We start from the raw sequence: 26,910 nt of genomic DNA on the forward strand, positions 1-26,910 counted from the left end.
GAGGAGGTCCCGGTGACGGTCACCCGAGAACCACCGGCCAGGGCGTCGGCGCGCCGCAAGGCACCCCCGCTCGAGCTCACCGACCGCGCGCTGCACGAGCGCCGGCTCGGCTGGCTGCTGTCCGCTCCCGCGTTCATCCTGATGCTGGCGGTGACGGCGTATCCGATGGCCAATGCCGTCTATCTCTCCACATTCAGCTACCGGCTGACCGACCCGGCCGGCAAGGAGTTCGTGGGGCTCAACAACTACCTCGTGGTGCTCACCGATCCGCTGTGGTGGGAGGACGTGGGGACCACGGCATTGATCACCCTGGTCACCGTCTCGCTCGAGCTCGTCATCGGCTTCACGCTCGCCATGGTCATGCACAAGATCATCTTTGGCCGCCGGACCGTCCGGACCTCGATCCTCGTCCCGTACGGGATCATCACGGTCGTCTCCGCCTTCGCCTGGCGCTACGCGTTCGCCCTGGACTCCGGGTTCGTCAACAACTGGCTGGGCCTGGGCGACTTCGACTGGTTCGGCCAGCGCTGGTCGGCACTGGTCGCCATCTGCGCTTCCGAAATCTGGAAGACCACGCCGTTCATCGCCCTGCTGCTGCTCGCCGGCCTCGCCCAGGTGCCCGGCTCGCTGATCGAGGCCGCCCACGTGGACGGCGCGACGTTCCGGCAACGGCTCTTCAAGGTGATCATCCCGAACATGAAGGCCGCCATCATGGTGGCGCTGCTGTTCCGCACCCTCGACGCCTGGCGCGTCTTCGACAACGTCTTCGTCATGACGGCCGGCGCCAGCGGCACCGAGACGCTGTCGTTCCTCGCCTACCGGCAGAACATCACCCGGGTGGCGCTGGGCGTCGGCTCGGCGGTCTCGGTGCTGCTCTTCCTCTCGGTCCTGCTGATCGCGTTCATCTTCATCAAGGGATTCAAGACCGACCTCGGACAGGTACGGGGGGACCGCCGATGACCACGACCCGACGCTCCCAGGTGGCCTGGATCATCGGCGCGATCCTGATCCTGCTCTACACGCTGACCCCGATCGCCTGGATGATCTCGCTGTCGCTCAAGCCCGGCGACGACATCTACAACAAGCAGTTCCTGCCGACCGACTGGAGCCTCGAGAACTACCGGACGGTGTTCCAGACCGACCTGTTCACCAGCGCGCTACGCAACTCGATCGGCATCTCGTTCATCTCCACCGCGTTCAGTGTCATCATCGCGATGTTCGTGGCGTACGCGATCGCCCGCCTGGACTTCCCCGGCAAGAAGGTCATCCTGTCCGTGGCCCTGGCGATCGCCATGTTCCCGGTGATCTCGCTGATCGGGCCGCTGTTCGACATGTGGCGCGCGGTCGGGCTGTTCGACACCTGGCTCGGGCTGATCATCCCGTACATCTCCTTCACGCTGCCGTTGTCGATCTGGACCCTGTCGGCGTTCTTCCGCGAGATCCCCTGGGAGATGGAGCAGGCGGCCCAGGTCGACGGGGCGACGCCATGGCAGGCGTTCCGGCGGGTGATCGTCCCACTCGCCGCGCCCGGCGTCTTCACCACGGCGATCATCGCGTTCTTCGCCGGCTGGAACGACTTCGTCTTCGGCGTCTCGTTGACCTCGACCGACGCCGCCCGCCCGGTCCCCGCCGCGCTGGCGTTCTTCACCGGCGCGTCGCAGTTCCAGCAGCCCACGGCGGCGATCGCGGCGGCGTCCGTGGTCGTCACCGTCCCCATCGTCATCGTGACGCTGATCTTCCAGCGGCGCATCGTGGCCGGACTCACCTCCGGCGCCGTCAAGGGCTGAGCCCGGCGAAGCGAGAGAGGAACGCCCGAGATGGCAGCCATCACCATCAAGAACGTCGACAAGACGTACCCCGACGGCTACCACGCCGTGAAGGACGTCAGCCTGGACATCGCCGACGGCGAGTTCATGATCCTCGTCGGGCCGTCCGGCTGCGGCAAGTCCACCCTGCTGCGGATGATCGTCGGACTCGAGGACATCACCTCCGGCGACCTGCTCATCGGCGGCGAGCGGATGAACCAGAAGGCGCCCCGCGACCGCAACCTGTCCATGGTGTTCCAGAACTACGCGCTCTACCCCCACCTGTCGGTCTTCGAGAACATCGCATTCCCGCTGCGGCTCAAGCACACCCCGGACGCCGAGGTGCACGAACGGGTCAAGGCCGCCGCGGACACCCTCGAACTGCACGAGCACCTCGACCGCAAGCCCAGCCAGCTCTCCGGCGGGCAGCGCCAGCGCGTCGCCATGGGCCGCGCCATCGTCCGGCAGGCCGACGCGTTCCTGTTCGACGAGCCCCTGTCGAACCTGGACGCCAAGCTGCGCGGCCAGATGCGCACCGAGATCCTGCGCATGCAGCGCCGGCTCGGCACCACGACGGTGTACGTCACCCACGACCAGACCGAGGCCATGACCCTCGGCGACCGGGTCGCCGTGCTGCGCAAGGGCGAGCTCCAGCAGGTCGCCAGCCCGCGCGAGCTCTACGAGAAGCCCGCCAACCTGTTCGTCGCCGGATTCATCGGCTCGCCGCCGATGAACTTCCTGCCGGCCGCCGTACGCGGCGACGAGCTGCGGCTGCCGTTCCTCACCTGCCCCCTGCGCAGCGAGATCGCCGACCGGGTCGGCGACGCCCAGGTGCTGATCGCCGGCGTCCGCCCCGAGTACTTCGAGGACGCCACCCTGGTCGAGGAACGCAAGCGCGACCGCGGTGTGATCTTCGAGGTCGAGGTCGACGTCACGGAGTGGCTGGGCAACGAGCAATACGCCTTCATCCCGTACGAGGCGCCCGCCGACATCGCCGAACAGCTCGCCGGCCTGCAGCGGGAGCTCGACAGCGAACAGATGCGCACGCAGATGGTGGTCTCACTGGACCCGACGAGCCGGGTGCGCGACGGGGAGAAGGCCTCGCTGTGGCTGGACCCGTCGCGGATCCTGCTGTTCGATCCGCGTACCGGGAGGAATCTGACCCTGCAGGAGGAAGCCGGCGGCCGGCAGGCCGAGGCGCAGGTTCCGCCGCAGCGCGCGGGGTGAGAGCTGGCCGGCCGGGAGGTCGCGAAGGTGCCGCTCCGCGACATCCCGGTCGGCGCGCAGCCTGCCGCGCCCTCGTCCCGGACCGCCCTCCCTCGTCCCGGACCGCCCGCCCCTCGTCCCGGACCGCCCGCCCCTCGCCCCTGACCATCCGCCCCTCGCCCCTGACCATCCGCCCCTCGCCCCTGACCCCAGCCCCGTCCCGGACCGCCCGCCTTCACCCGGACCGCCCGCATGGGCTCCGCGACGACACGCCCCGGGCTGGGTCGTCCTCGGCTCGCAGTAAGACATCGGCCGCCTGTCGTAAGCTCGCACGATCAGCCGCAGCGAGTGAGGAGGTCGGCCACGCCCAGGGAGACCGGCCGCAAAGTCATCGCGTCGAACCGGAAGGCACGGCACGACTACGCGGTCCTCAAGACCTACGAGGCAGGCCTCGTGCTGGCCGGCACGGAGGTGAAGTCGCTGCGTGCCGGGTACGCGTCCATCGTCGACGCCTTCGCCCAGGAGCACGAGGGCGAGATCATGCTCTACAACCTGCACATCGCCGAGTACGGGTTCGGCTCATGGACGAACCATGCGCCGCGGCGTACCCGCAAACTGCTGCTGCACCGCGTGGAGATCGCCCGCATCCTCGACAAGCTCCGCGAGCCGGGCATCGCTCTGGTGCCGCTGTCGCTGTACTTCCAGGACGGCTGGGCAAAGGTGGAACTCGCCCTGGCCAAGGGCAAGAGGGAGTACGACAAGCGCCAGGCGATCGCCGAGCGAGACGCGAACCGGGAAATCGCCCGCGCCATGGGCCGGCACCTCAAGGGCCGCACCCGCTAAGAACCGCCGGCGTCGCTCTCCGCCGCGGCCAGAGGCGGCTCGGCACCTCCCGACCGCCGACCACGCCGCGCAGAGCGCTCGGGAGCGGGCACGGCGACGCGACGCCCGCCAACTACTGGCCCCGCCGCGCAGAGTGCTCGGAGGCGGGCAGGGGCAGCTCGGCGGCCTCCGACGGCAGGCCGGACCGCGCGGAGTGCTCGGGCGCAGGCAGATCGTTGCGGGAGTATCGGCCCTGGTGGCGGGTCACGTGCAACGCGATGACGTGAATCGGCGGCGGCGCCTCGGCGATGCGGCCCGGACCCCAGCGCACCCAGATGGGGATGCGGCCCTCCTCCGCCTCGGCGAGCAGCTTCTCGACCGTACGCCGTCGATCGGTGTGATCGACCTCGACCACGATCGGCGGCGCGGCCGGCCTCGCCAGGGCGACGTCGAGCACGGAATGCTGCCGCTCCATCGGCGGCGGCAGCCGCATCACGCTGGGCGCCCGTCGGTAGACACGCCACCCCTGCGCCTCACCCCATCCCGCGACGGTGTCGATCACGAGCGCCGTCACCTGCTCCTGGGTGAGCCCACTGAACGTCAGCGCCGCGATCCGGTCCGCCAGGTCGTCCACCCCCGCAGCCTATCGACCCCGTCGCCGAACTTCCGTCGCCCTCCTCCTCCGGAGTTCTTCCGCCACCCTCCCTGCCGTTCATCCTCACCGTCCTCCCTCACCGTCCTCCCTCACCGTCCTCCCTCACCGTCCTCCCTCACCGTCCTCCTCCGCTGGCTCTCCTCCCTCGCCCTCATCCCGTCGTTGCCCTCTCTCTTCTCTGCCCTCTCCTGCCGCCCCTCCTTGCTGCCCTCCCCTCGCATTCCTTCCGTCGCAGTCATTCCCCTCGATGCCCTCTCCTCGCCATGGTTCCGTGGCCGCCCTTCCCCCGGCCAGCCTTTGCGCGGAACGGTAAGAGCTTCGTAAGCCACAGCACGTCGCACATACTCGTCGGTAATGAAAGGATGGCCCGCATGACGACGCTCGATCCGGCGGTTGCCCGCGAGGCATGGCGGTTCGCCGAGCCCCTGCACGCGATGGTCTACTTCGTGCCCGAGTCCGCCGAACGCTTCGAGGCCCTGGGGTTGTCCTCCCGTGCCGGCTACTTCGCGGCTCGCGGCGGCGCTTTCGGCCCCGTCGGCCCGGGTCCGGTGATCGCGAGCTTCTACAACTTCCATCCCGGCCTCGTGGCGCGCTTCCTCCCGGAGATCTGGACCAAGGTCAGCCCGGCCGCCGCGATCGAGGCACGCCTCGCCGCGGCCGACGCGGCCCTGGAGCGCGGCCTCGGCGGCGACACCCTGCGCAGCGACGAGGTCGCGGAGGCGGCCACCCTGGCCCGGCGCGCCGCCGACTCGGCGACCGCTCACATGGCCGGCCGCCCCCTCTACGCGGCCCACGCCGACCTCGAATGGCCGAAGGAACCCCACCTGGTCCTGTGGCACGCCCAGACCCTGCTCCGTGAGTTCCGCGGCGACGGCCACGTGGCGGCGCTGCTACTCGCCGGGCTGTCCGGGCTCGAGTCGATGGTCCTACACACCGCCTCGGGCGAGGCGAGCGAGGGATTCCTGCGCTCCAGCCGCGGCTGGAGTCGAGACGAATGGGCCGCCGCCGCGGAGACCCTGCGCTCCCGCGGCCTGATGACCGGCGACGACATCACCGACGAGGGCCGCGCCTTGCGCGCCCGCCTCGAAGCGGACACCGACCGCCTGGCCACACCGGCATACGAGAGCCTCGGCACCGACGGCTGCGTCCGACTGGCGGAGCTGGTCCGGCCGCTGAGCCGCACCCTGCTGAAGGCCGGCTTCCTAGCCGGAGCCCTTCCTACCCGACCGAAGTGACCGAGCCACCGGCCCTCCGGCGGCACCCGCCCACCCGACGAAAGCGACCAGGCCAGCCACCCTCCGGCGGCCCCGCCCACCCGACCAAAGCGACCAGGCCAGCCACCCTCTAGCGGCACCCGCCCACCTGACCAAAGCGACAAAGCCGCCCTCCCTGCGGCCGCTACCGGAATCGAGCCGAAGTCTGACGTCGGGGCGGGAAGGCGGGGTCGCCACATTGGGTGACGGCTGGTCGTAGGGTGTCGGTATGGTGCGCCGGATGTTGGCCGATCCGCGGGCGCGCACCGCGTACGACGTGACGATCGCGCTGGTCGTGGCCTATGCGACGTCGTTCTACGACGAGGGCTACGACACGGCGATCGGGTGCGCCATGGCGCTGGCGGTCGTTTTCCGGCGGCGTGCTCCCCTCGTGGTGATGGCGGTCGTCGCCGTGCTCGCGCTGGTGCAATGGCTGCTGGCGGCGGTGCCGGCGTCCGAGCCTCTGGCGGGCGCACCGACCGGCTACGACGTGGCTGTCCTGGTGGCCATGGTGTCGGTGGTGACCCATGCCGAGCGGGTGTGGCAGGTCTACGCCGCCGGCGTCGTAGGAGTGCTCGGGGTGGTGGTGGCGTTCGCCATCCCGGTGCCGTTGAGCAACTCCTGGTCCGTTGACGTCACCGAGCTGCTGGCGGTCACCGGGCTGGTCGCGGGTGTGTGGCTGACCGCCTTCGTGTTGCGCACGCGCCGGCTGTACGTGCTCAGCCTCGAGGAGCGTTCCGCCGCGGCGGAGCGTGAGCGCGCGCACCTGGCCCGGCTGGCCGCGGTCGAGCAGCGGGCGGAGATCGCCCGGGAGCTGCACGATGTGGTGGCGCACAGCCTCGCTGTCATGATCTTGCAGGCCGACGGGGCCCGGTATCTCGTCCAGGCGGACCTCGACCGTGCGACGGAGGCGCTGCGGGCCATCGCCGCGACGGGCCGTGATGCGTTGGAGGACATGCACCGTATCGTCGATGTGTTGCGGGGGACGAATGCGGGCGATGCGGAGCAGGACCGTCGTCCGGTCGGCATCGCGCAGCTCGATGCCCTGGTGGCCGGCGTTCGGGCGGCGGGGCTGCGGGTGGAGCTGCGCCTGGAGGGTGAGCCGCGGGGCCTGTCGGCCGCGGACGAGACGACCCTGTACCGGCTGGCGCAGGAGGGCTTGACCAACACGCTGCGGCACGCCGGGCCGGAGGCCAGTGCGGCCGTCACGCTGCGGTTCGGCGAGGGTGCCGCAATGGTGGAGGTTGTTGACGACGGCGGCGGCCGGCTGGCCGGTGATGCGCCGTGGGTACCCGGATCGGGAGGCAACGGATTGGTCGGTATGCGTGAGCGCGTCGCCGCCGTCGGAGGCCGGTTCACCGCCGGGCCGCGGGTGGGGCCGGGCTGGCAGGTACGCGCGGAGTTCCCGGTGAGGACCGCGTGAGCGGCGACTCGGCGGGCATCCGGGTGGTGGTCGTCGACGATCAGCCGCTGATCCGGGCCGGGTTCGCGATGGTGTTGTCCTCTCAGCCCGACATCGAGGTGGTGGGCGAGGCCGAGGACGGGGCGCAGGCACTGTCCCTGCTCGACCGGGTCGTCGCCGACGTCGTCGTGATGGACATCCGGATGCCGGTCATGGACGGCGTCGAGGCCACCCGCCGGCTGACGGAGCGCGCCGCGCCGCCCCGCGTCCTGGTGCTGACCACCTTCGACACCGACGAGGACGCGTTCGCGGCGTTGCAGGCCGGCGCGAGCGGTTTCCTGCTGAAGAACGCTCCTCCGGAAGAGCTTCTGAGCGCCATCCGCGTGGTGGCCGCCGGTGACGCGGTCGTGGCGCCGCGCGTGACCCGGCGGCTGCTGGACCGGCTCGCCGGGCGGCTCGCTCCCCCGCCGGAGCCGCAGAACGACCGCCTCGCCATCCTCACCGAGCGGGAACGGGAGGTTCTCGAGCTGGTGGCCGAGGGCTTGTCGAACGCCGAGATCGCGGCCCGCCTGCATGTCGCCGAGGCCACGGTGAAGACGCACTTCGGACGGATCCTCATGAAGCTCGAACTGCGGGACCGGGTGCAGGCCGTCGTGCTCGCCTACCGGCTCGGCCTGGTCCGGCCGGGCGGCTGACGCCCGGCGAGGGGCCCGACGTCCAGCCCGGAGAAGCACGTCCAGCCCGGAGAAGCACGTCCAGCCCCGAGAAGCACGTCCAGCCCGGCGACGCACGTCCAGCCCGGCGACCGACGTCCGGCCCCGGGTACGACCACGGTCGTACGACCGGTGGCGCACCGCGCGGTTCCGAGATCAGATCCTGCTCCGATGTGCCCGGGCCACGCCCCGCCGAGACTTTGCGGAACACGGAAAACCGTGTCGCCCGTCAAGCTCTCCGAGGTGCCTCATGGCCGTTCCGTCGTCGACCCCGAACAAGAAGCGTCCGCTGCTGGTGGCCGGCCTCATCGCCGTCGTACTGATGGTGGGGGCGGTGGTGGCCGGCGCGTACCTGTGGCGCCGATACCAGGCACCGAGCCAGGCGTCGGCGGCCGACTGCGCCCTCGCCCAGTCGATCATCGACCGGGCGCGGCAGGTCCCCCGCGACAAGGCCGCCGCCGAGAAGTGGGCCGCGGAGACCCGGCAGATGCGCATCACGGGGATGAAGGACGGCTACCTGGGTGCGCTCGTCGCCCAGTACGAGGGATGGGCCGTCGCCTCGGCCACCGGTGAGGGTCGACCGCCCGCTCCGCGCGAGGTGACCGACCTGCGCGACGAGGCCAACGGCCACTGCGAAGAGGCGGGACGCACCCTGACCTTCCCGCCGATCGTCTCCGCCCTGCGCACCGTGGCGGGGTCCCGGTGAGCCGAGAACCGCAGCGGGCCGTGCTGCGTACCCAATTGGCCGGGATGCTGAGCCGCCCGGGCCGGCTCGTCATGACCGGCCTGTCGGTTCTCATCGCCGCGTTCGTCGTGTTCGCCGCGGTGTTGGCGCAGCAGATCGCGGTCAGGACCACGCTCGAGCGGTTCAGCGGGACCTCGCCGGCGGCCGATTTCGTGGTGACGGCCGAGGAGGAACCGCTCATCACGCAGGCCGAGGCGGACGCCGTACGGCGAGTGCCCGGCGTCGGCGCGGTCGCACCCCGCCTGAACAACGGCTTGCCGGTGGCCGGAGGCGGTCTCACCGAGCATTTCCTGCGCCTCGACGGGGACCCGGGCACGGGTGCCCTGTCGCGGGTGCGCGTGGTGTCCGGAAGCTACCCGGACGGTCTCCGCGAGGTGGCGGTCGACCGGCTTGCCGCGGCGCAGCTCAACGTGGCGCCGGGTGGCATCGTCAACCTGCGGCTTCCCGAGGACCGGGGTGGACACCGCAGGAGCGTCGCGGTCACCGTCACCGCGATCGTGCAGGGACCGACGGGCGAGGCGGCGACCGGCTACGCGCCCGCCCACCTCGTCGCCGGCATCGTCGGCGTGCGGGGCTACCAGCGGCTCGACGTGCAAGCCGCACCCGGCGCCGCGGACGCCGCGCTGTCCGCGCGGCTTTCCGCCGCACTGCCGCGCACCGGCGGCGTCTCGGTCGTTCCAGGAGATCTGGTACGCGACCGGGAAGCCCGCGAGCGGGTACGCGACCTGGACGAACTCTTCCGAGCGGTCGCCATGTTCCTCGCCGTCGCCGTGGTCGCCGCGGCACTCGTCGCCACCAGTGCCTTCCGCATCGTCTTCACGCAACGGCTGCGTCAGCTTGCGTTGCTCCGCACGATCGGGGCACAGCGAAGCCAGCTCGTGCGGGCGCTGGCCGCCGAAGGTGCCCTCACCGGTCTCGGCGCGGGCACGGCCGGCGTCCTGCTCGCCCTCGGCGCCGGATATGCCGCACCGGCCGTCGCCGGCGTCTTCGGCGCTCAGTTGCCGGCACCCGTACCGCCGGTGGTCGCGGCCCTGGCGGTCGTGGCCGGCGCCGTCGTCGTGACGATGGGTGCGGTGCTCGCCCCGGCGCTGTCCGCCGCCGGCGTCGCCCCGCTGCAGGCGCTCCGCACCGCCGGAACCATGGCGGCCGAGCGCCGGATCGGGGTGCTGCGCCTCCTCGCCGGCATGCTGTTCGCCGCCGGCGCCGCCGCGATCGTCGGGATGGTTGTCGACCAGATCCCCGCGCCCGGAGACCAGCAGTACGACAGCTTTCCCGCCCTGATGCTGATCGTCGTGTCCGGTGCGCTGGCCTTCCTGGCGCTCATCGCCCTCGGGCCGCTGCTGGTCCGCCCCGCGCTCGCGGTCGCGGGCCGGGCACTGCGGAGGTTCGGTCCCCTCGGCAGGCTCGCGGTCGGCGGTGTCGGCGGCACTCCCCGCCGGGCCGCCGCCGTCTCGGCCGTCGTCGCGCTCGGCGTCACCCTGGTGGCCGGCACGATGGTGGCCATCGCCGGCCTGCAGGGCTGGGCCGCCCGCGGCATGGCCGTGCGCGCCCCGGCCGACCTGCATCTCCGCGGTGGCGACTCCGGCGTCCCGCCCGAGGTGGTACGTCACCTCCGGGCGCTGCCGCACCTGCGCGACGTGACGACGTACCGGCGGGCCGACGTCACGATGGGTCGCTTCGCCGCGAGCGCGATCGACCTGGACCTTGCCGCCCTACCTCGACTGAAGGACCTGTACGCGGCGACGGGAGACCTGGCAGACCTCGGTCCTGGACGGGTCGTCGTGAATGACGAACTGGCCTCGACACTGGAGGTGCGGGCCGGGGACGCGCTCGACGTCGGCGGCGGCAGGAGGTCCGTGCGGCTGACCGTCGCGGCGACCCTGTCCGGTGACGCCCCGCTGAACGCCGACATCATCGCCGTACCGGCGGATCTGGACCGGCTCGGCGTCGCCGCGGCATCTCTCGCGGTGCTGGCCGACAGCGCCGACGACAGTGCGACCGGCCGCACCGCGGCCCGAGCCGCGGTCGAGCGGGCCGCCGGCGGCCTGGCCGGCGCCGACCTCCAGGTGCTGGCCGACCAGCGGGACGGCGACGGCGAGACGCTGGAGCTGATCTCGACCATCGCGCTCAGCCTGCTCGGCCTCACCGTCCTCATCGCCGTCGTCGGCGTGGGCACCACCACCGGTCTCAGCGTGCAGGAGCGCACCCACGAGTTCGGGCTCCTGCGCGCGTTGGGACTGGGCCGGGCGAGGCTCCGCCTCATGATCGGCATGGAGGCGGGCCTGTACGGCGTGCTCGGCGGCATCCTCGGCCTTCTCCTCGGCGTGCCGTACGCGTGGCTGACCGTGCGGGCGCTCAACCTCGGCGCACCACTGGTCTTTCCGGCCGGGCGGCTCACGGCTGTCGTCGCGGCACTGGCCGCCGCCACCGCCCTGGCCGGGCTGTTGCCGGCCCGCCGCGCCACCCGGGTCAGCCCGGTCCAGGCTCTCGGTACGCCGGACTGACCCGGCCAAGCTCTGGCGCCACCCATGGAGCCGGCAACACTATGGTGTCGCCGGCGGGACCATCGGCAGTGCCGGCGCGGCGCCGGCCGGCGCCGGGCCGGGGCTCCGCGCGGTCGAAGTGACCTGGTTGCTCCCGCTCCGACGGTTCCCTCCCGGGGGAACCGACCCGGGTGTGACGGGATCGACGGCGGTTCGCGTGCAGCCCCGGCCAAGCGCTCCCCTATGATGCGCGCTACATCCGCATCTGAAGCCGTCCGGAGGCAAGTCGTGGCATCGTTCCTCTACCTCGTTGCCGGGTTGGTGGTCGGTGTGCTCGCCGGCTGGCTGCTGCGAGGACGTCTGGTAACCGCAGCCCAGCACAGCGCGACGAGCACCGCCACGCCCGCCGCACCCGAACCCGAACCCGCCGTCGAACACACTTCGGCGCCCGCACCGGTCGCCGAAGAGCACGCCGCGACCGCGACCGACGAGCGCACCACCACATCCGAGCCGGTCACCGCGGAACACGTCGCACCCGAGCCGGTCACCGCAGAAACCGTCGCACCCGAGCCGGTCACCGTTGAGCACGCCGTCGCGCCCACGGCCGTGAGCGAGGAGCACGCCGCCGAACCCGCGTCCGCGAGCGAGGAGCGTGCCGCCACACCCGAGCCGGTCGCCGAGGAGCCCACGCCGACGGCCGAGCGGGAGCCCACCGCCGACCTGGAACCGGCCACCGTGACCGAGCCGACGGCCGTCGTCGAGCCCGAGCCCTTCGTGGAGCCCGAGCCCTTCGTCGAGCCCGAGCCCTTCGTCGAGCCCGAGCCCTTCGTCGAGCCCGAGCCCGTCGCCGCAGCCGAGCCCGTGACCACGCCCGAGCCCGTCGCCACGCCCGAGCCCGTGACCATTCCCGAGCCCGTCGCCGCGGCCGAGCGGGTCACGGCGGCGCCGACCGTGATCGCCGAGCCCGTGGCCGAGCCGGTCGCGACGATCCCGGTGCAGAGTGGTCCGGCGGACGTCGCGCCCGCTCACGAGCCGGACGACCTGACGAAGATCGCCGGGATCGGGCCCAAGATGGCGATGGCCCTGGCGGCCGGTGGTATCACCACCTACGAGCAGCTCGCCAAGGCCGACGAGGTCTCGATCCGGGCCGCGATCACGGCGGCCGGGATGCGCCCCGCTCCCAGCCTCGGCGCCTGGCCCGAGCGCGCCCGCGCCCTGACGACCCGCTGACGACCGATCGCCCCACCGGCGTCTGCGCCGTCAGAGCCGCCGCAGGCCCTCACCAGGGTCGTGCAGTCACTCCGCGCGCTTGATCGACAACTGCTCGTATACGGCAAACCCTCGTGCCCGCCCGGCGAACCGGGCGGGCACGACCGTTACATGATCATGAAAGCCGACCCCGTCCGGGTGCCCGCCGCTGTGACCTAGTTGCCAAGACTATGCAACAGCATCGGATGCCCAATATGCTGGCCCGCAGTTCCAGCCCCGGGAGGCACGATGGATATTGTGGCGATGCACATCGCCAACGGGATCGTGGACGGACCGGTGTCGGCCCTGTTCACCGCCTTCGCCGCGGGGGCGCTGACGGTCTGCGTCTGGCGGGCCCGCGCCGATCTCGACGATCGCCTGGCTCCCATGGCCGGCCTCGTGGCCGCCTTCATCTTCGCCGTACAGATGCTCAACTTCCAGGTGCTGCCCGGTGTCTCCGGTCATCTGCTCGGCGGCACCCTCGCGGTGGTCCTGGTCGGACCGTGGGTCGGGGCCCTCTGCGTCTCGACCGTGCTGATCGTGCAGTGCCTGCTCTTCGCCGACGGCGGGCTCACCGCGCTCGGGCTCAACATCACGAACATGGCGATTCTCGGCACCGCGGTCGGTTACCTGCTCGTCGCGGGGCTGATGCGGATGTTGCCGAAGACTCCCGCCGGGGTCGGCACGGCCGCCTTCATCGCCTCCGTCGTCGGTGTCGTGGTCGCCTCGCAGGGCTTCGTCCTGCAGTACTGGATGGGCGGCACGACCGAGCTCTCCATGCCCGCGATCGCCGGGACGATGGCCGGGATGCACACCCTGATCGGGATCGGCGAGGGTCTGATCGCCGCCACCACGGTCGCGACCGTGGCGCGCGTCCGCCCGGATCTGGTCTATGCCCTGCGCCGGTTCCGCACGGCGCCCGCCGTCGAGCCGGTTCCCGTTGCCGGAGGTGTCCTGTGACCAGGCGACTCGGGTGGTTCCTCGCCTCCGGGCTTCTCGTGGCCCTGCTGCTGGCCGGGGTCGTCAGCGGCTTCGCCGCAGGCCACCCCGACGGGCTCGACGCCACCGCGCGGCAGGGTTGCACGTTCAACGCCGACGACGAGATCACCGGCGGCACGTGCATGCTCCAGAAGGAGCAGGAGCACCAGCTCGCCGGGAGCCCGCTCGCCGACTACGGCATCCGCGGCCTCGGCGAGGGCCCGCTGTCGACGGGGCTCTCCGGCGTGCTCGGCGTGCTCGTCACCTTCGGGCTCGGCGGCGGAGTGTTCTGGCTGGCCCGGCGACGCACCCGGACGGAAGCCGGAGCCTAGTGGGCGCCGGTCACGCCCATCCCCTGCACCTCGACCGGCCGAGCCCGGTGCACCGGCTCGCGCCGGAGGTGAAGATCCTCGCCATGCTGCTGTTCACGGTGGTGGTCGTGGCGACGCCCCGGGAGGAGTTCGCGGCGTTCGGCGGGTACGCGCTGCTGCTCGCCGCGGTCGCCGCGGCCGCGCGGGTGCCGGCGTCGTGGCTGGCCAAGCGTGCCACCATCGAGCTGCCGTTCGTGGTGCTGGCGGTCGCCCTGCCCTTCGCCGGACACGGTGAACGGGTGGACTGGCTGGGCCTGTCGCTCTCCGTCGACGGCCTGTACGGCGCGTGGAACATCTTCGCCAAGGGCACGCTGGGGGTCGTGGCCTCGCTGCTGCTCGCGGCGTCCACCACGATGCGTGACCTGATCCTCGGGCTCGACCGGCTGCGCTGCCCGGCCGTGTTCACCCAGATCGCCACGTTCATGCTGCGCTACCTGGACATCCTCGTCGACGACGCGCGGCGGATGCGGATCGCGCGGCTGTCGCGCGGCTACGATCCCCGGTTCCTGTGGCAGGTGAAGGCGTTCGCGGTGAGCGTGGGATCCTTGTTCCTGCGGGCGTACGAACGGGGTGAGAGGGTCTATCTGGCGATGGTGTCGCGCGGCTACGACGGACGGATGCCCCGCCCCGACTCGGGCGGTGCGAGCGCGGCGCAGTGGGCACAATCGGCGGCCCTGCCCGTCGCGGCCGCCGCCATCGCCGTAGTGGCGGTGCTGCGATGAGCCTGCGGGTCACCGGATTGACGTACGCGTACCCGGACGGCAGCGTCGCCCTTCGCGGGGTCGACCTGACCGTCGCCGAGGGTGAGCGCGTCGCCCTGCTCGGCCCGAACGGCGCCGGCAAGACGACGCTCGTGCTGCACCTCAACGGGGTTCTGCACGGCGGCGCGGGCACGGTCGAGATCGGCGATCTGCGGGTGGACGCCCGCGACCGGGGCCGGCTCTCCGAGATTCGCCGCCGGGTCGGCATCGTCTTCCAGGACCCGGACGACCAGCTTTTCATGCCGACGGTCGCCGAGGACGTCGCGTTCGGCCCGGCCAACCTGGGCCTGCGCGGCCCCGAGCTGGACGAGCGGGTCGCCGAGGCCCTCGCCGCAGTGGGCATGTCCGCGCATCGCGACCAGGTGCCGCACCACCTGTCGTTCGGGCAACGGCGGCGGGTCGCCGTGGCCACGGTGCTGGCGATGCGGCCGGAGCTGCTGGTCCTGGACGAGCCGTCGTCCAACCTGGACCCGGCCAGCCGGCGCGAACTGGCCGAGATCCTCCAGAGCCTGCCGGTGACGGTGTTGATGGTCACGCACGATCTTCCGTACGCGATGCAGCTCTGTCCCCGCTCGGTCATCCTCGACGGCGGCCGCATCGCGGCCGACGGGCCGACCGCCGACATTCTCGCGGACGAGGAGCTGCTGCGCGCCCACCGGCTGGAGCTTCCCTACGGCTTCCATCCCGTACGCCCGTAGCAGCGCGTCACGCGGTGGCGGCGCAGGCCCCTGGTGGCAGCTTCGCCTCGCCGAGGAACCCCAGCGACTGATTCACCTCGGTGAACGTGCCGAGCCGCTGGTATGCGGCCCCGACCACCACGTCGACCACGGCGCCCTTGCGCCCCGGGTCGTACGCGCGGGTCGCCTTGCCGAGGAAGTAGGCCTGCACGAGTTGGGCCGCGCCGACGGCTTCCGGGCCGTAGCGGAGCTCGGCCACGTCGCCGAAGCGCTTCTTGCTCACCGCCGGCTTCTCCACGCGGAACCGGCGATCGGCGAACGCGCCGGACACGCCGGCGCCCAGGCCCTGGGTCGCGGTGCCGTTGAAGACCTTCACCGTCACCTGCGGCGGCCCGTCCGGGAGCCGGAGGCTGGCGACGGGCGCCCCGGCCGGGCAGCCGGGCCCGGCGACGACGCCGCCCTGCGAGTCGCGGGCCACCGCGAGAACGACAACGACGATCGCCGCTACGGCGAGGAAACCGACGAGGATGAGGGCTCGGACCCGCGTGAAACTCACGGAGCGCGACGGTAGCGTGGGCCCGCAACATCGACGGGCGGCACGGGCATCAGCGTGGCGCCAGGGCGCCCTCGATGCTGCGCAGGATGAGGCGTAGCGCCTCGTGTCGGGACACCTGGTGCTCCCCGATGTAGCTCCAGCCCGCATAGAGCTGAGACCAGACGAGGCTGGAGATCCAGTCGGCAGGCAGCCCGCGGTCGACGGTGCCGTCGTCGTGGCCGCGGCGGACCATCGCCTCGAAGTCCTCGGCGCAGTCGCCGACCTCGTGCCAGGTGTCACCGTCGGCGAGTACCTGCTCGCTGAACAGCAGCGACAGCACGTCGCCCAGGTCGAAATACTCCTGGCAGAGCCGACGGACGGCCTCCGCGCCGGTCCCCTCGGCGAGCCTGGCGCGCTCGTGTGCCCGGTGGAGGCGGTCGGCCGCCTCCCGGCGGAGCGCGACGACCAGGTCGCCGCGCTCGGCGAAGTACCGGTGCAGCGTGGTACGTCCGACCCCGGCGGCGGTGGCCACGTCACCGAGCGTCGAGGCGGGGTTGCGCGCGAAAACCTCGATGGCGGCATCGATGATGGCCTGCCGGGTGCGGGCACGGCTGCCCGTCTCGATGTCCACCGAAGCAGAATACCAGTTGCCTCTTATGGAACATCGGTGTTCCACTACGGTCATGCCGGATTCCAGGAGACTCCCGACCCTCCTCGCCTTCCTCCGCCCGCACCGCCGCACCCTGGTGGCGGGCCTGCTGCTCGGTCTGGTGGCGAACGCCGCCGGACTCGCCACGCCGATGGTGACCAAATGGGTGCTCGACACCTTCCGGGAAGGCGTCGACCTGACCGCACCGATCGTCGTCCTGCTCGTGCTGGTGGTCGTCGGCGCCGCCATCACCCTCGGGCAATGGATCCTGCTCGGCACTCTCGCCGAGCGCATCGTGCTGGACGCCCGCACGTCCATCATCGGCAGATACTTCCGGGCTCGGATCGGCGACCTGCAACGCCGCCCGACCGGGGAGCTCGTCACCCGGGTCACCTCCGACACCGGCCTGCTGCACGAGGCCTCCGGCAGCCTGGTCGGTCTCATCAACGCGGGCATCGGGCTGGCCGGCACCCTCGTGCTGATGGGCGTGCTGGATCTGACGCTGCTCGGCTGCACGCTCGCCGCGGTCGTCGTCGTCGGCGCCCTCATCGCCCTCCTCATGCCGCGCATCAGCGCGGCGCAGACCGCGGCGCAGGAGTCCGTCGGACAACTCGGCGGCACCCTCGAGGGGTCCCTGCGGGCGATCCGGACCGTGAAGGCGAGCCGGGCCGAGGGCCGCCAGAGCGAACGGATCATCGGCAACGCCCGCGACGCCGCCGCGCACAGCATCCGCGCCGCCAAGGTGAGTGCGTCCGTCTGGACCCTCGCCTGGTCCGGCATCCACCTGTCGGTGCTCCTCATCCTGGCCATCGGCGCGTGGCGGGCCCAGCGCGGCCTGCTCGAGGTGTCGAGCCTCATCGCCTTCCTGCTCTACGTCTTCCAGCTCATGGGGCCGATCAGCGAACTGACCCAGAACGTCACGGCGCTCCAGGCCGGGATCGCCGCCGCGGGCCGCATCAACGAGCTGGACACCATCGCCGCCGAGTCGGCGGTCCGCGGCACGGCGGCGACGGACACCGTCCCGGCCCGCCGCGAGGACGGCCCGGTCCTGGTACTGCGGGACGTCACCGCCCGGTACGGCCCCGGCACACCGCCCGCCGTCCGCGGCATCGATCTCGAGATCCCGCGCCGCGGCCACACCGCCGTGGTGGGACCGTCCGGAGCCGGCAAGACCACCCTGTTCTCGCTCCTGCTGCGTTTCCTCGAACCCGACGGCGGCGAGATCCTGCTCGACGGCCGGCCCTATCCGGCCTGGAGTCACGACGAGGTCCGCGCCCGTCTCTCCTACGTCGAGCAGGAGACGCCGGTCGTGCCCGGCAGCATCCGCGACAACCTGCGCTTCACCCATCCCGACGCCGACGACGAGGAGCTGCACGCGGTCCTGCGGGCGGTACGCCTCGACGAGAAGATCGGCGACCTGCCGGACGGCCTCGACACGTCCCTGACCTCCACCGACGTCTCGGGCGGCCAGCGGCAGCGGATCGCGCTGGCCCGGGCGCTGCTGCGCACGCCGGACGTGCTGCTCCTCGACGAGGCCACCGCGCAGCTCGACGGCCTGACCGAGGCGGCCGTGCAGGAGTGCATCCGGGAACGCGCCGCCGCGGGCGCCGTCGTCACCATCGCCCACCGGCTCTCCACTGTGCTCGACGCCGACCGGATCATCGTCATGGAGGACGGCCGGATCCGCGCTCAGGGCACGCACGCGGAGCTGTACCGCTCCGACGCCCTGTACCGCCAGCTCGTCGAGGCGCTCCGCATCGCCGCGGATCAGACGGCGCCGGCCCTCGCCGGCTGAGCGGCCCCACCCTCCGGCTCTGCCGGAGGCCGCACGACAGCCCGCGGCCGGTTGTCGTGCGGCCGACCTGGCCACCCCCGGAACGAAATGCATTTATCCTGTCGTTTCGGGCAGAGGTGAGGGCGGGGGCCATGACGCACGCACAGCCGGAGTTGCCGGTGCCGGAGGAGCTGGAATGGGCGCTGGACGAGGCGAACAAGGAGGTCGTGGCCATCGCGCCCGGATGGTTCCGAGCCTGGCCCAGCGGTGACGAGAAGTGGTCCGCGGTCAACGTCCGCGCCGCCACCCAGGTCATCGTCAACCACAGCCGCGAGGACGATCGCCATCCGGACAGCTGGACGGTGCGGGCGCTGTTCGGCGACAAGGCGGTGGAGCTGCGGGTCGGGCCCTATGACAACCGGACCCAGGCGATCTGGGTCGCGAACGCCATTCTGAGCATCGCCTACGCCGGTGAACGCCGCTGAGCGCACGAATGAGCGGGTGCCCTCCGGAGAGGACACCCGCTCACGAGTGGTGCCGGGTTACCGCGTGACGGACGCGTACGCGTCGACGATGCCGTAGCCGTAGAAGCCGTTGAAGCTCGAGTCGCCGGAGCAGTAGGCGTTGTACTCGGCCGACCGGCCTTCCCGCGTGTACGTGCGCAGCCGCGGGCTGGGGCAGGAGCGCTTGGTGGCGGTCTCGTACAGGCGCCGCTCGAGGGCGGCCGGGTCCATGCTCATCCCGCCGCGGGTCGCGTCCCGCGTGCCGTACCTGCTGGCGATCAGCGCCGCGACGCCACTGGCGTGCGGTGCGGCCATCGAGGTGCCCTGCAGGTAGGTGTAGTAGCCGCAGGCGCCGCCGGTGGTGCATCGCTTGAAGACCGAGCTCGCGTACGAGGAGCGCACGTTACCGGCGGAGTCCACCTTGTTCTCCTCGCGGAGGACCTTCAGCGGGTAGGTGGAGAGGATCTGGTTGGACACCGAGTTGAACGAGCTGGTGCCGTAGCCGTCGCCGCGGAAGCCGCCGGGGGCGGCCACGGAGATCTGCTCCACGCCGTAGTTCGAGTAGTCCGCCTTCGAGGTGGACGGGCCGACCGACGAGACGCCGATGACGTGCGGGCCCTCGACGGGCAGGTCCCAGCAGGTGGCGTTGTCGATACGGCGCGGGCGCGGGGTGCCCCCGAAGTTGGGGCTCGACGTGTCGGTACGCGGGCTGCCCAGGTCCTCGTGGTTGTTGCCGAGCGCTCCCACCAGCGTGACGCCCTTGCTGTGCGCGTACTCCAGCGCGCGCCGCATGCCGGCGATGATCGCCTGCTGCCCGGCCTGCTCCGCGGGGCTGTCCGCCGCGTTGGCGGTGCAGTTGTAGAGCCACGGGTCGACGTAGAACGACATGTTGACCACGTCGAGGCCGGCGTCGCCCGCGTAGGTGAGCGCGTTGACGATCGGCTCCAGGAAGAAGGAACCGGAGTCCTGGCCGCCCTTGAGCTCGACGAGGGTCACGCCGGGCGCGACGCCCGAGATGCCGAAACCGTCGGCGGCGGCGGCGATGGTGCCCGCGACGTGCGTGCCGTGGCCGCCGTCGTCGGTGCCGACCGGGTCGAGGCAGCTCGCCACCTCACACGGGCCGTCCTCGGGGATGTCCGGTGCGAAGTTACGCGACAGGCTCGCGCTGAAGTTGGCCGCGAGGTCCGGGTTGCTGGCGTCCAGGCCGGTGTCGAGCATGCCGACGGTGATGCCCCGCTCGCCGGCCTCCACGCTCCGCGCCCGGTCCGCCTTGATCATTTTGAGGCCCCAGAGCCGGGTGTCGAGCGGGTCGAGGCCCGCCGTGCTGCCGGCCCGGGCGGGGAGCGCGGCGGCCGCGGGGGACATCGCGGCGGAGGCGGTGAAGCCGGACCCGGCGGTCACCGACTGCACGCCGGCCTCCTGCCGGGGAGCACGAGGGCTGCGGCCGATGGGCGCGCGCAGGTTCGCGCCGATCAGGGTGCCGCTGCCGGCGACCTTCGCGGGGAAGTCCGCGCGATGCGACGTCACCCGGAACAGGCCGATCGCGTCGTTGCGGGCGACGACGGTGCCGCCGGCCGCGGTGATGGCCGCGGTCGCCGCGGAGACCGGCACTCCCTCCTCGGCGACGACGGTGTACTCGGTGGGAGCGGTCGGCGCGGCCTGGGCCGAGCCCGACACAGTGGTGCTCAGCAGAGTCAGCGCCGCCAGGGCGGACGCGCCGACGATGCGTCGTTTCGTCATTGATGAACTTCCCTCGGTGAGTTGCTTGTCAGCAGTTCACCTGAGGAAGATCACTTTTAGATATATAAATCTTTCTTAACCCGGGCCGAAGGCGGTCAGGCCGCACCACGCGACGTACTCCTCCGGGCCGCCCCCGGACAGGGCCTGCCGGGCGTGCCATACCGCCGTGGCCAGCGAGTCTCCCCGGGCGATCCGCTCGTGCAGCACCGCCATGCACGCCGCGCTGGCCCCGTCCGGGATCGGCAGGTCGGTGGCCGCGATTCCCGCGCTGCCCTGCGCCATCATGGCGCCGACGAGGCCGACGACCTCGTCGCCGCCGTACGCCCGCTGGGCGCCCGAGTCGCAGGAGGCCAGCACGACGCGGTGCGGTGCGACCCCGCGGGCGAGCATCTCGTAGAGGGTGAGCCGGCCGTCGCTGAGCTCGAGCGCGGAGAAGAGCGGGCTGTCCGACCGGAACAGTCCGTGGCACGCGAGGTGCGCCAGGTCGGCGTCCCTGATCAGCTCGACGGTCGCGTCCACCGTGCTCTCCGGCGGCAACAGCGTGCGCGCCTCCGGGTGTACCGCGGCGACCGCCTGCGCCTCGTCGAGGGCGCACGGCAGATCCGGGCCCGCGACGACGGCGACCCGGGCGCGGCCGTCGGCGTCCGGCGGCCCCTTCGGGGGGGTACGCCGGGCCCGGGCCCACAGCGCCGCGGACGGCGTCACGGTCACCGGCGCCGGGTGCAGGGCCGACCACGGTACGCCGGGGATGCGGGCCGACGGCACCACGACCAGGGGCACGTCCGCGGGCACGCCCACCGGCGCGACCAGCAACCCGGCCAGCGCGTCGACGGCCTCGGTCGCCGCACCGAGGGCGAGGGCGGCGAACCGGGTGCCGTGCAGCAGCCTGCGCAGGCCGAACATCAGCGCCGCGGCCTCCTGCCGGATCGGTTCGGCGGCGCCGAGCTCGACGAGGCGCAGCCGGCGCGGCTCCACCACGACGGCCAGCAGGCGATCGCCGGTCACGGCGTACTCCACAAGCCATTCGCCGTCGAGGGCGCGGCGCAGCTCCGCGCCCCGGGCCGGGTTCGCCGCCACGGTGCCGGTCTCCTCCCGGGTCCAGGACCGGCGCCGGATCCGGGCTTCGAGCGCGCTCTGCCGGGCCAGCAGCGCCGCCGGCTCCTCGCCGCGCTCCAGCCGGGCGACGCGGAGCTCCTGGGCGATGCCGCGCAGGGCGATGACGTCGGAGTCCACCCCGGTGGCCGGTGGGTGCACGCGCAGCAGGGCCGCGGCCCGGGTGCGTTCCAGCCATTCGAGGATGCGCGACGGGGAGCCGGCCGGGAGAAGATGGCGCAGGCCGGCCTCGCCGAGCTCGGTGCCGTGGCCGGAGGCGAGCACCCGCAGTTCGAGCGAGGGCAGGGCGGCCCGGTGCCGGGCCAGGTCGCGCAGGCCGCGGGCGCATTCGCGCAGGACGTCGCCGGAGCCCTCGGCCTCGGCCAGCAGGACCCGGGCGACCCGGCCGCGCAGGCGCACGAGCAGCGACTGTCCCTCGGCGATCTCGCTCACCGCGGTCAGCTCGGCCCGGGCCGGCGCGAGCCTGCCGAGCGCCAGGGCGGCCCTTCCGGCCGCGAGGTGCCCGTACGCCGCCTCGGCGCGCAGCCCCTGATCGCGCAGGGTGGCAGCCGCCGTGCACAACCGGCGCAGCACCTCGCTCGTGTAGCCGTCGCGGGCCGCCAGGGCCTCCGCCTCGGTGACCGTCGCACGGGCCGTCCACGCCGGACGGCGCTGGCGGCGGAAGTCCCGTCCGGCGGCCTGGGCCTCGGCCAGCGCCGTCGCCGGGTCGCCGAGCTCGAGGGCGAGGCCGGCCACGCGCAGCCGGGCCTCGGCCGCCATGAGCCGGGCGCCGTGGCGGTCGAAGTCGGCCGCCGCCGAACGGGCCGCCGCCATGGCCTCGTCGAGCAGCCGCAGGTCGCGCAGGACGTCGGCGTACTCGAGCCGGTGCTCGCCGAGCGGCAGCCCGGCGGCGGCGTGCAGCCGGCCGGCCTCCTCGAAGTGGCGCACGCTCTCGGCCAGCCGTCCGGCGTGGAACGTGGCCCAGGCCCGGCTGTCGGCGATCACGGCGGGCAACTGGGGGCCCAGGTCGCGAGCGAGGACCGCGGCCCGGTCGAGGTGTTCGAGCGCCTCCTGCGGGCACCCGAGCAGGGTCTGCGCGTTGGCGAGGTTGTTGGCGGCCTTGACCAGGACGATCGGCGGGCACTCCGGATCGGCGAGCAGCTCCCGGTACGCCTGTGCGGCGGCGACGACGCGGCCGCGGTTGTGGTCGAGGACCGCGAGCTGCAGCCGCAGGTCGGGCCGGTCGGCGGGCTCGATCAAGGGCTCGGCGCGACGCAGATCCCGGGCCGCGGCGTCGTGGCGGCCCAGCTCGTGCAGGGCGACGGCGCGGGTGACGAGCAGCTCGCCGAGGCGGCGGGCCAGGCCGTGCCGCCGGGCCGTACGGACGCCGCCGTCCAGCAGCTCGCGGGCGCCCTCGTTGTCGAGCCTGGCATGCCGCGCCCAGGCCACGGCCCGCAACGCGACGAGATGCGCATCGACGTTCGTACCGGTCCGGGTCCGCCGGAGGGTCACTTCTGCCGCGTGCGCGTATCTGGCCGGATCGCGCAGAACTCTCCGGTAAGCGGCGTCGGCCTCCGCCCGTAGGCTCACCTCTGTGTCCACCTGGCACCGCCCGAGGGTGAGGCGTGGAAGTCGACGTCAGCGTACCGACGGACAGAGGGAGAAATCCATGACCATCGACGCGCGTTGGCCGGTATCGGACACTCGTACGGCCGAACAGCTCGCGCACGACCGGGAGGACGTCGGCCGCCAGGTCGCCGTCCTCGCGAGCGCGCAACAGGACATCGTGGAGCGGATCCGGGTGCGCCGGCGCTCGTCGGGCGACCCGTTCGTGGTCGTGACCACCGACGACCACCGCACGGCGCTCACCGCCGAGAACCAGTTGGTGGTGGAGGCGGACGCGGAGCAGCAGGGACGGCTGGGCACGCTGTTGCCCAACTGGGACCCGGACGACCGCCCGGGCCGCAGCGACCGGCGGCGGACCCGGGTGTTGCGCTGCCGGACCAACCGCACGGCGCGGGAACTGCGCGCCGACGCCGAGCGGCTGCGCGGGCACGGCATCACGGCCGCCGTGAACCTGCTCGTCCCGCTCGGCTACGTGATCAAGGGCAAGTCGTATCCGGGCGTCACCGTCGCTCCCGGCCCGTACTCGCCGAACGGTGCCCACGCGCCGGTGCGGGTGGCCGTCGTCGACACCGGGCTGACCGACCAGGGCCGCTCCGACGCCTGGGACACGGGCCTGGTCCGCAACGGCACCGACGAGCTGGACGTGGTGGCGCCCAAGGACCGCATCGACTGGTTCGCCGGGCACGGCACCTTCGCGGCGGGGATCGTCCGGCAGATCGCGCCGGACTGCGAGGTGGTCGTCTACCGCTTCACCGGCCCGGACGGTCTCGGTAGCGACGAGGCCGCGGCCGACATGCTCATCCAGGCCGCCGACGACGCCGCGGGCCAGCGGCTGGTCATCAACGCCTCGTTCGGCGCGCCCGCCGTGGACGGGGTCCCGCCGCTGGCGATGCGGGAGGCGGTGGAGTACATCCACGCCACGTACCCGAAGGTGCTGATCGTCGCCAGCGCCGGCAACGACGGCGCGGACCTGCCGCTGTATCCGGCGGCGTACCCCGGCGTGAAGGCGGTGGGCGCGCTGAACGCCGACCTGTCCCCGGCGGTCTTCTCGAACCGGGGTTCCTGGGTGCACTGCTCGACGGTGGGCGTGGGCGTCGTCTCCACGTTCGTCCAGGGCCTGCTGCCGCCCGAGGAGGGCGTCGGCGCCGACATCCCGTTCGGCAGCGACTCCTGGGCGACCTGGAGCGGCACGTCGTTCAGCGCACCGCAGATCAGTGGGGCCGTCGCCGCGTTGTGCGGGGAGGACGCGGCGCTGACCCCGCGGACGGCGTTCGAGCAGTTGATCGGGCCGCGTCCGGCGCTGGCCGGCTTGGGCAAGGTCGTCCACCTGCTGCCGGGCACCCCGATCTCCTGCTGAGGTCACCCGCCGTGCGTCACACGAGGGTCCACTCGGTGGTCACGGCGGGCGCCCCGGATCGGCGGCAGGTCAGGCTCAGCGGCCCCGGAAGCACGTCCTCGACGACGAACAGCCCTCGCCGGTCGGCGTCGACCTGGCGGGCTTGCGGTGCCGCGGGCTGGCGTACCTCGATGCGGGCCGGCCCCTGGGGGGCGAGGTGGCCGGTCAGTCGGCGGCGCGGGCCGAGGAACTCCACCTGCACCGCGATGACCACCTCGTCGCGGCCGTGCGGGCCGACGACCTGGAAGGTGAGCTGGCGCGGCTGCGGCGCGGTGCCCGGATCGCGGACGGCGACCGCGCGCCGGTGCACCGCGCCGTCGCCGGCGGCCTCGGAGTCCTCGACCAGGGCGGCCAGCTCGGCGTCGAGGGCACGCAGCCCGAAGCTCTGCCGGGCCAGCTCCCTCAGGAGCTCCGGCGGCGGGTCGGCCTGGGCGAACAGGTCGCCGAGCCGGGTGAGGAGGCGCTCGTCGTCCACGGGTTCGTACGCGTCGTGCACGGTGACTCCTCGGGCCGGTGGGAAAACGGGTTGCGTGGCGAAGCCATCACTGTCAGGAGTCGTCGCCGGTCTCCCGGATACCTTCTGTCAGGAATCGGCGCAGTTGGGCCAGGCACCGTCCGCGGGTGGGGCCGAGGCTGCCGATCGGCATGCCCAGCGCGGCGGCGGCCAGCTCGTACGAGGGCCGCCCGCCGTCGGCCTCGACCACCAGCACCCGCAGCACGTCGCGGCACCGGCGGCTCAGCCGCCGGAAGGCCTGCCACAGCTCGGCGTCGCGATCGGCGGCCAGGAACGACGACACCGGGTCGTCGGCGGCGTCGCCGGGCCGGTCGTCCAGCCAGGAGTCGTCGACCGGCTGCGCGCGACGGGCCCGGCGGAGCACCGCCAGCGACTCGTTGCGGCAGGTCGTGCCGATCCAGGCGCCGAACTTCGCCGGATCGCGCAGGGAGTCGAGGTTCTCGAGCGCCCGCAGCCAGGTCTGCTGGAAGACGTCGGCCGCGTCGGCGGGGCCGAGCCGGTGCACCCGGCACACCGCCCAGACCCGGCCGCTGTAGCGCCGGACGATCTCGTTCCACGCCTCGGGATCGCCGGCCGCCGCCCGGCCCACCACCAGCGTCATGTCCTCGAGCGGCCCACCGTCGTTCATCCTCGCCTCCGATGGGGTGCTCGGAGCCCGCGGGCGCACGCCGTCCGCCCATCGGCGGCCCTGGATGTACCCCGCTTCACCATAGACCAAGGCCCGCCGCGCGGCGCGGCTAGCGCTTCGGCGCGACGGGCTCCCGCAGCTCGGCCCACGCCCGCAGCTCGGCCAGGGCGAGGTCGCGCCGACGGGGCACGACTCCGGGCGCGGGGGCCTGCGCCGCGGGGCGTGGCGCGGCGGCCCGGACGGCCTCGGCGCCGCGCCGCAGCGCGTCGCGCATCCGGGGGCCGCAGGGACGCTCGACGAACCGGTACACCAGCCAGGCGGGGACCAGCATGACCGCGACGGTGCCGGCGATGAGGACGCCGACGCTCAGGCCGGTGTGCTCGTGGCCGTACCGGATGACGATGTATCCGATGCGCTGGTGCAGCAGGTAGAAGGGGAAGGTCAGCGCCCCGGCGACGGTCAGCCACCGCCAGCTCAGCCGGTCCGTGCGGCCCAGCGCGATCAGCAGCAGGACGCCGTAGCACACGGTCACGATCAGGACCGCCGGCCAGAGCGCGACCTTCCAGCCGGGGTCGAGCCGGACCCGCTCCCCCAGGCTGTACAGGCTGACCGGCCAGGTGAGGCCGAGCATGGCCCAGAGCAGCGGCGTGGTCCCGAAGCGGCGCATCAGGTACATGGTGATTCCGGCGACGAAGTACGGCGCGTAGTGCCGGACCGTCAGCATCGTGAAGACCTCGTTGTCGATCGCCGGGGCCAGCGCCGCGGCGACCATCCAGGCCGCGCAGAAGATGACCGTACGCCGGTAGGTGATCCCCGGCACCACGACGAAGACCGCGAACAGCAGATAGAACCGCAACTCGCTCCAGAGCGTCCAGTAGACGCTCTCGACCCCCGGCACGCCCATGGGCTCCTGGAGCATGGTGAAGTTGACGGCGATGTCCGCCAGGGTGTGGTCGGTGTACAACGGCAGGTATCCACGGATCGGAAAGATCGCCGTCACCGTCACGGTCAGCACGATGCAGACCCAGTACGCCGGGTAGAGGCGGGAGGCCCGGGAGGCGACGAAGTCGCCGAGGCCGCGTCCCCAACTGCTCATGCAGATGGCGAAGCCGCTGATCATGAAGAACAGCTCCACGCCCAGGAACCCGTACACGGTGACCTTGGCGGCCTGCGGCAGGAAGTACACCGGGACGTGCTCGCCGTCGAGGTGCCAGAAGGTCGTGTAGTGGTAGACGGCGACCGCGACGGCGGCGACCAGGCGCAGCCCGTCGAGCGCGACCAGCCGGCGCGGTGATGCCTGCGGCACGTCCCTGACCTCCTCGCCGCCCGTGCGG

At 72.5% G+C, this 26,910-nt stretch carries 25 protein-coding genes; 17 read left to right on the forward strand and 8 right to left on the reverse strand.

Annotated features, from left to right (window positions below; translation table 11 throughout):
- Nucleotides 1-12: 12 nt before the first annotated feature.
- The 4 genes from EDD30_RS02290 (at nt 13) to smpB (ending at nt 3,854) form a co-directional block, all read left to right on the forward strand.
- A complete protein-coding gene (locus tag EDD30_RS02290) occupies nt 13-960 on the forward strand; it encodes a carbohydrate ABC transporter permease (protein WP_071806217.1) in 948 nt (315 codons plus the stop codon).
- On the forward strand, nt 957-1,787 hold the full coding sequence (locus EDD30_RS02295; RefSeq protein WP_071806218.1) for a carbohydrate ABC transporter permease: 831 nt from the start codon (nt 957-959) through the stop codon (nt 1,785-1,787). Before EDD30_RS02290 ends, EDD30_RS02295 begins: the two co-directional genes overlap by 4 nt.
- Before the next feature lie 30 nt (nt 1,788-1,817).
- A complete protein-coding gene (locus EDD30_RS02300) occupies nt 1,818-3,032 on the forward strand; it encodes an ABC transporter ATP-binding protein (protein WP_071806219.1) in 1,215 nt (404 codons plus the stop codon).
- Between the two features lie 327 nt (nt 3,033-3,359).
- The gene (gene smpB, locus EDD30_RS02305) at nt 3,360-3,854 is read left to right on the forward strand and encodes an SsrA-binding protein SmpB (protein WP_071806220.1); all 495 of its coding nucleotides are present in this window, start codon (nt 3,360-3,362) and stop codon (nt 3,852-3,854) included.
- 112 nt (nt 3,855-3,966) lie between these two features.
- Here the strand turns inward: smpB and EDD30_RS02310 are convergent, their stop codons facing one another.
- Entirely contained in the window at nt 3,967-4,467 is a 501-nt protein-coding gene (locus tag EDD30_RS02310) for a hypothetical protein (protein WP_071806221.1), read from the reverse strand.
- Between the two features lie 392 nt (nt 4,468-4,859).
- Between EDD30_RS02310 and EDD30_RS02315 the strand changes: the two genes are divergently transcribed.
- The 10 genes from EDD30_RS02315 (at nt 4,860) to EDD30_RS02360 (ending at nt 15,140) form a co-directional block, all read left to right on the forward strand.
- A complete protein-coding gene (locus tag EDD30_RS02315) occupies nt 4,860-5,723 on the forward strand; it encodes an SCO6745 family protein (protein WP_084556489.1) in 864 nt (287 codons plus the stop codon).
- A gap of 259 nt (nt 5,724-5,982) precedes the next feature.
- Nucleotides 5,983-7,164, forward strand: coding sequence for a sensor histidine kinase (locus EDD30_RS02320; RefSeq protein ID WP_244945076.1), 1,182 nt, complete (start codon nt 5,983-5,985; stop codon nt 7,162-7,164).
- Nucleotides 7,161-7,838 carry a response regulator gene (locus tag EDD30_RS02325; RefSeq protein ID WP_071806224.1) on the forward strand — a complete coding sequence of 226 codons (678 nt, stop codon included), beginning with the start codon at nt 7,161-7,163 and terminating at the stop codon, nt 7,836-7,838. Before EDD30_RS02320 ends, EDD30_RS02325 begins: the two co-directional genes overlap by 4 nt.
- Before the next feature lie 268 nt (nt 7,839-8,106).
- On the forward strand, nt 8,107-8,562 hold the full coding sequence (locus EDD30_RS02330; protein WP_071806225.1) for a flagellar basal body-associated FliL family protein: 456 nt from the start codon (nt 8,107-8,109) through the stop codon (nt 8,560-8,562).
- A complete protein-coding gene (locus tag EDD30_RS02335) occupies nt 8,559-11,105 on the forward strand; it encodes an FtsX-like permease family protein (protein WP_244945077.1) in 2,547 nt (848 codons plus the stop codon). The genes EDD30_RS02330 and EDD30_RS02335 overlap by 4 nt, the downstream gene beginning before the upstream one ends.
- A 267-nt stretch (nt 11,106-11,372) precedes the next feature.
- Nucleotides 11,373-12,314, forward strand: a complete 942-nt coding sequence (locus EDD30_RS02340; protein WP_071806226.1) for a helix-hairpin-helix domain-containing protein — start codon at nt 11,373-11,375, stop codon at nt 12,312-12,314.
- Between the two features lie 267 nt (nt 12,315-12,581).
- The gene (locus EDD30_RS02345) at nt 12,582-13,292 is read left to right on the forward strand and encodes an energy-coupling factor ABC transporter permease (RefSeq protein ID WP_071806227.1); all 711 of its coding nucleotides are present in this window, start codon (nt 12,582-12,584) and stop codon (nt 13,290-13,292) included.
- Nucleotides 13,289-13,642 (forward strand): PDGLE domain-containing protein, encoded by a 354-nt coding sequence (locus tag EDD30_RS02350; protein WP_071806228.1) that lies wholly within the window; start codon nt 13,289-13,291, stop codon nt 13,640-13,642. Before EDD30_RS02345 ends, EDD30_RS02350 begins: the two co-directional genes overlap by 4 nt.
- Complete coding sequence (gene cbiQ / locus EDD30_RS02355) at nt 13,642-14,403, forward strand: cobalt ECF transporter T component CbiQ (RefSeq protein WP_071806229.1); 762 nt, start codon at nt 13,642-13,644, stop codon at nt 14,401-14,403. The genes EDD30_RS02350 and cbiQ overlap by 1 nt, the downstream gene beginning before the upstream one ends.
- Nucleotides 14,400-15,140 (forward strand): energy-coupling factor ABC transporter ATP-binding protein, encoded by a 741-nt coding sequence (locus EDD30_RS02360; protein WP_071806230.1) that lies wholly within the window; start codon nt 14,400-14,402, stop codon nt 15,138-15,140. Before cbiQ ends, EDD30_RS02360 begins: the two co-directional genes overlap by 4 nt.
- A gap of 7 nt (nt 15,141-15,147) precedes the next feature.
- On the opposite strand, the gene EDD30_RS02365 is transcribed toward EDD30_RS02360, so the two are convergent.
- Entirely contained in the window at nt 15,148-15,675 is a 528-nt protein-coding gene (locus EDD30_RS02365; RefSeq protein ID WP_071806231.1) for a LytR C-terminal domain-containing protein, read from the reverse strand.
- A gap of 49 nt (nt 15,676-15,724) precedes the next feature.
- On the reverse strand, nt 15,725-16,285 hold the full coding sequence (locus tag EDD30_RS02370) for a TetR/AcrR family transcriptional regulator (RefSeq protein ID WP_071806232.1): 561 nt from the start codon (nt 16,283-16,285) through the stop codon (nt 15,725-15,727).
- A 52-nt stretch (nt 16,286-16,337) separates the two neighbouring features.
- Between EDD30_RS02370 and EDD30_RS02375 the strand changes: the two genes are divergently transcribed.
- On the forward strand, nt 16,338-18,098 hold the full coding sequence (locus EDD30_RS02375; protein ID WP_071806233.1) for an ABC transporter ATP-binding protein: 1,761 nt from the start codon (nt 16,338-16,340) through the stop codon (nt 18,096-18,098).
- 131 nt (nt 18,099-18,229) lie between these two features.
- On the forward strand, nt 18,230-18,562 hold the full coding sequence (locus EDD30_RS02380; protein WP_071806234.1) for a hypothetical protein: 333 nt from the start codon (nt 18,230-18,232) through the stop codon (nt 18,560-18,562).
- Between the two features lie 57 nt (nt 18,563-18,619).
- On the opposite strand, the gene EDD30_RS02385 is transcribed toward EDD30_RS02380, so the two are convergent.
- Both EDD30_RS02385 and EDD30_RS02390 read right to left on the reverse strand, forming a co-directional pair.
- Complete coding sequence (locus EDD30_RS02385) at nt 18,620-20,320, reverse strand: S8 family serine peptidase (RefSeq protein WP_071806235.1); 1,701 nt, start codon at nt 20,318-20,320, stop codon at nt 18,620-18,622.
- 75 nt (nt 20,321-20,395) lie between these two features.
- Nucleotides 20,396-22,924, reverse strand: coding sequence for a CHAT domain-containing protein (locus EDD30_RS02390; RefSeq protein ID WP_244945078.1), 2,529 nt, complete (start codon nt 22,922-22,924; stop codon nt 20,396-20,398).
- Nucleotides 22,925-23,081: 157 nt separating this feature from the next.
- Here EDD30_RS02390 and EDD30_RS02395 point away from each other — a divergent pair, with 157 nt between their 5' ends.
- Nucleotides 23,082-24,395 (forward strand): S8/S53 family peptidase, encoded by a 1,314-nt coding sequence (locus EDD30_RS02395; RefSeq protein ID WP_071810218.1) that lies wholly within the window; start codon nt 23,082-23,084, stop codon nt 24,393-24,395.
- A gap of 16 nt (nt 24,396-24,411) precedes the next feature.
- Here the strand turns inward: EDD30_RS02395 and EDD30_RS02400 are convergent, their stop codons facing one another.
- The 3 genes from EDD30_RS02400 to EDD30_RS02410 form a co-directional block, all read right to left on the reverse strand.
- Entirely contained in the window at nt 24,412-24,930 is a 519-nt protein-coding gene (locus EDD30_RS02400) for a hypothetical protein (protein WP_071810217.1), read from the reverse strand.
- 52 nt (nt 24,931-24,982) lie between these two features.
- A complete protein-coding gene (locus tag EDD30_RS02405; RefSeq protein WP_071810216.1) occupies nt 24,983-25,576 on the reverse strand; it encodes an RNA polymerase sigma factor in 594 nt (197 codons plus the stop codon).
- Nucleotides 25,577-25,685: 109 nt separating this feature from the next.
- A complete protein-coding gene (locus EDD30_RS02410; RefSeq protein WP_071810215.1) occupies nt 25,686-26,882 on the reverse strand; it encodes an acyltransferase family protein in 1,197 nt (398 codons plus the stop codon).
- Between the last annotated feature and the right edge of the window lie 28 nt (nt 26,883-26,910).

This window comes from Couchioplanes caeruleus (assembly GCF_003751945.1).
Lineage (GTDB): Bacteria > Actinomycetota > Actinomycetes > Mycobacteriales > Micromonosporaceae > Actinoplanes > Actinoplanes caeruleus.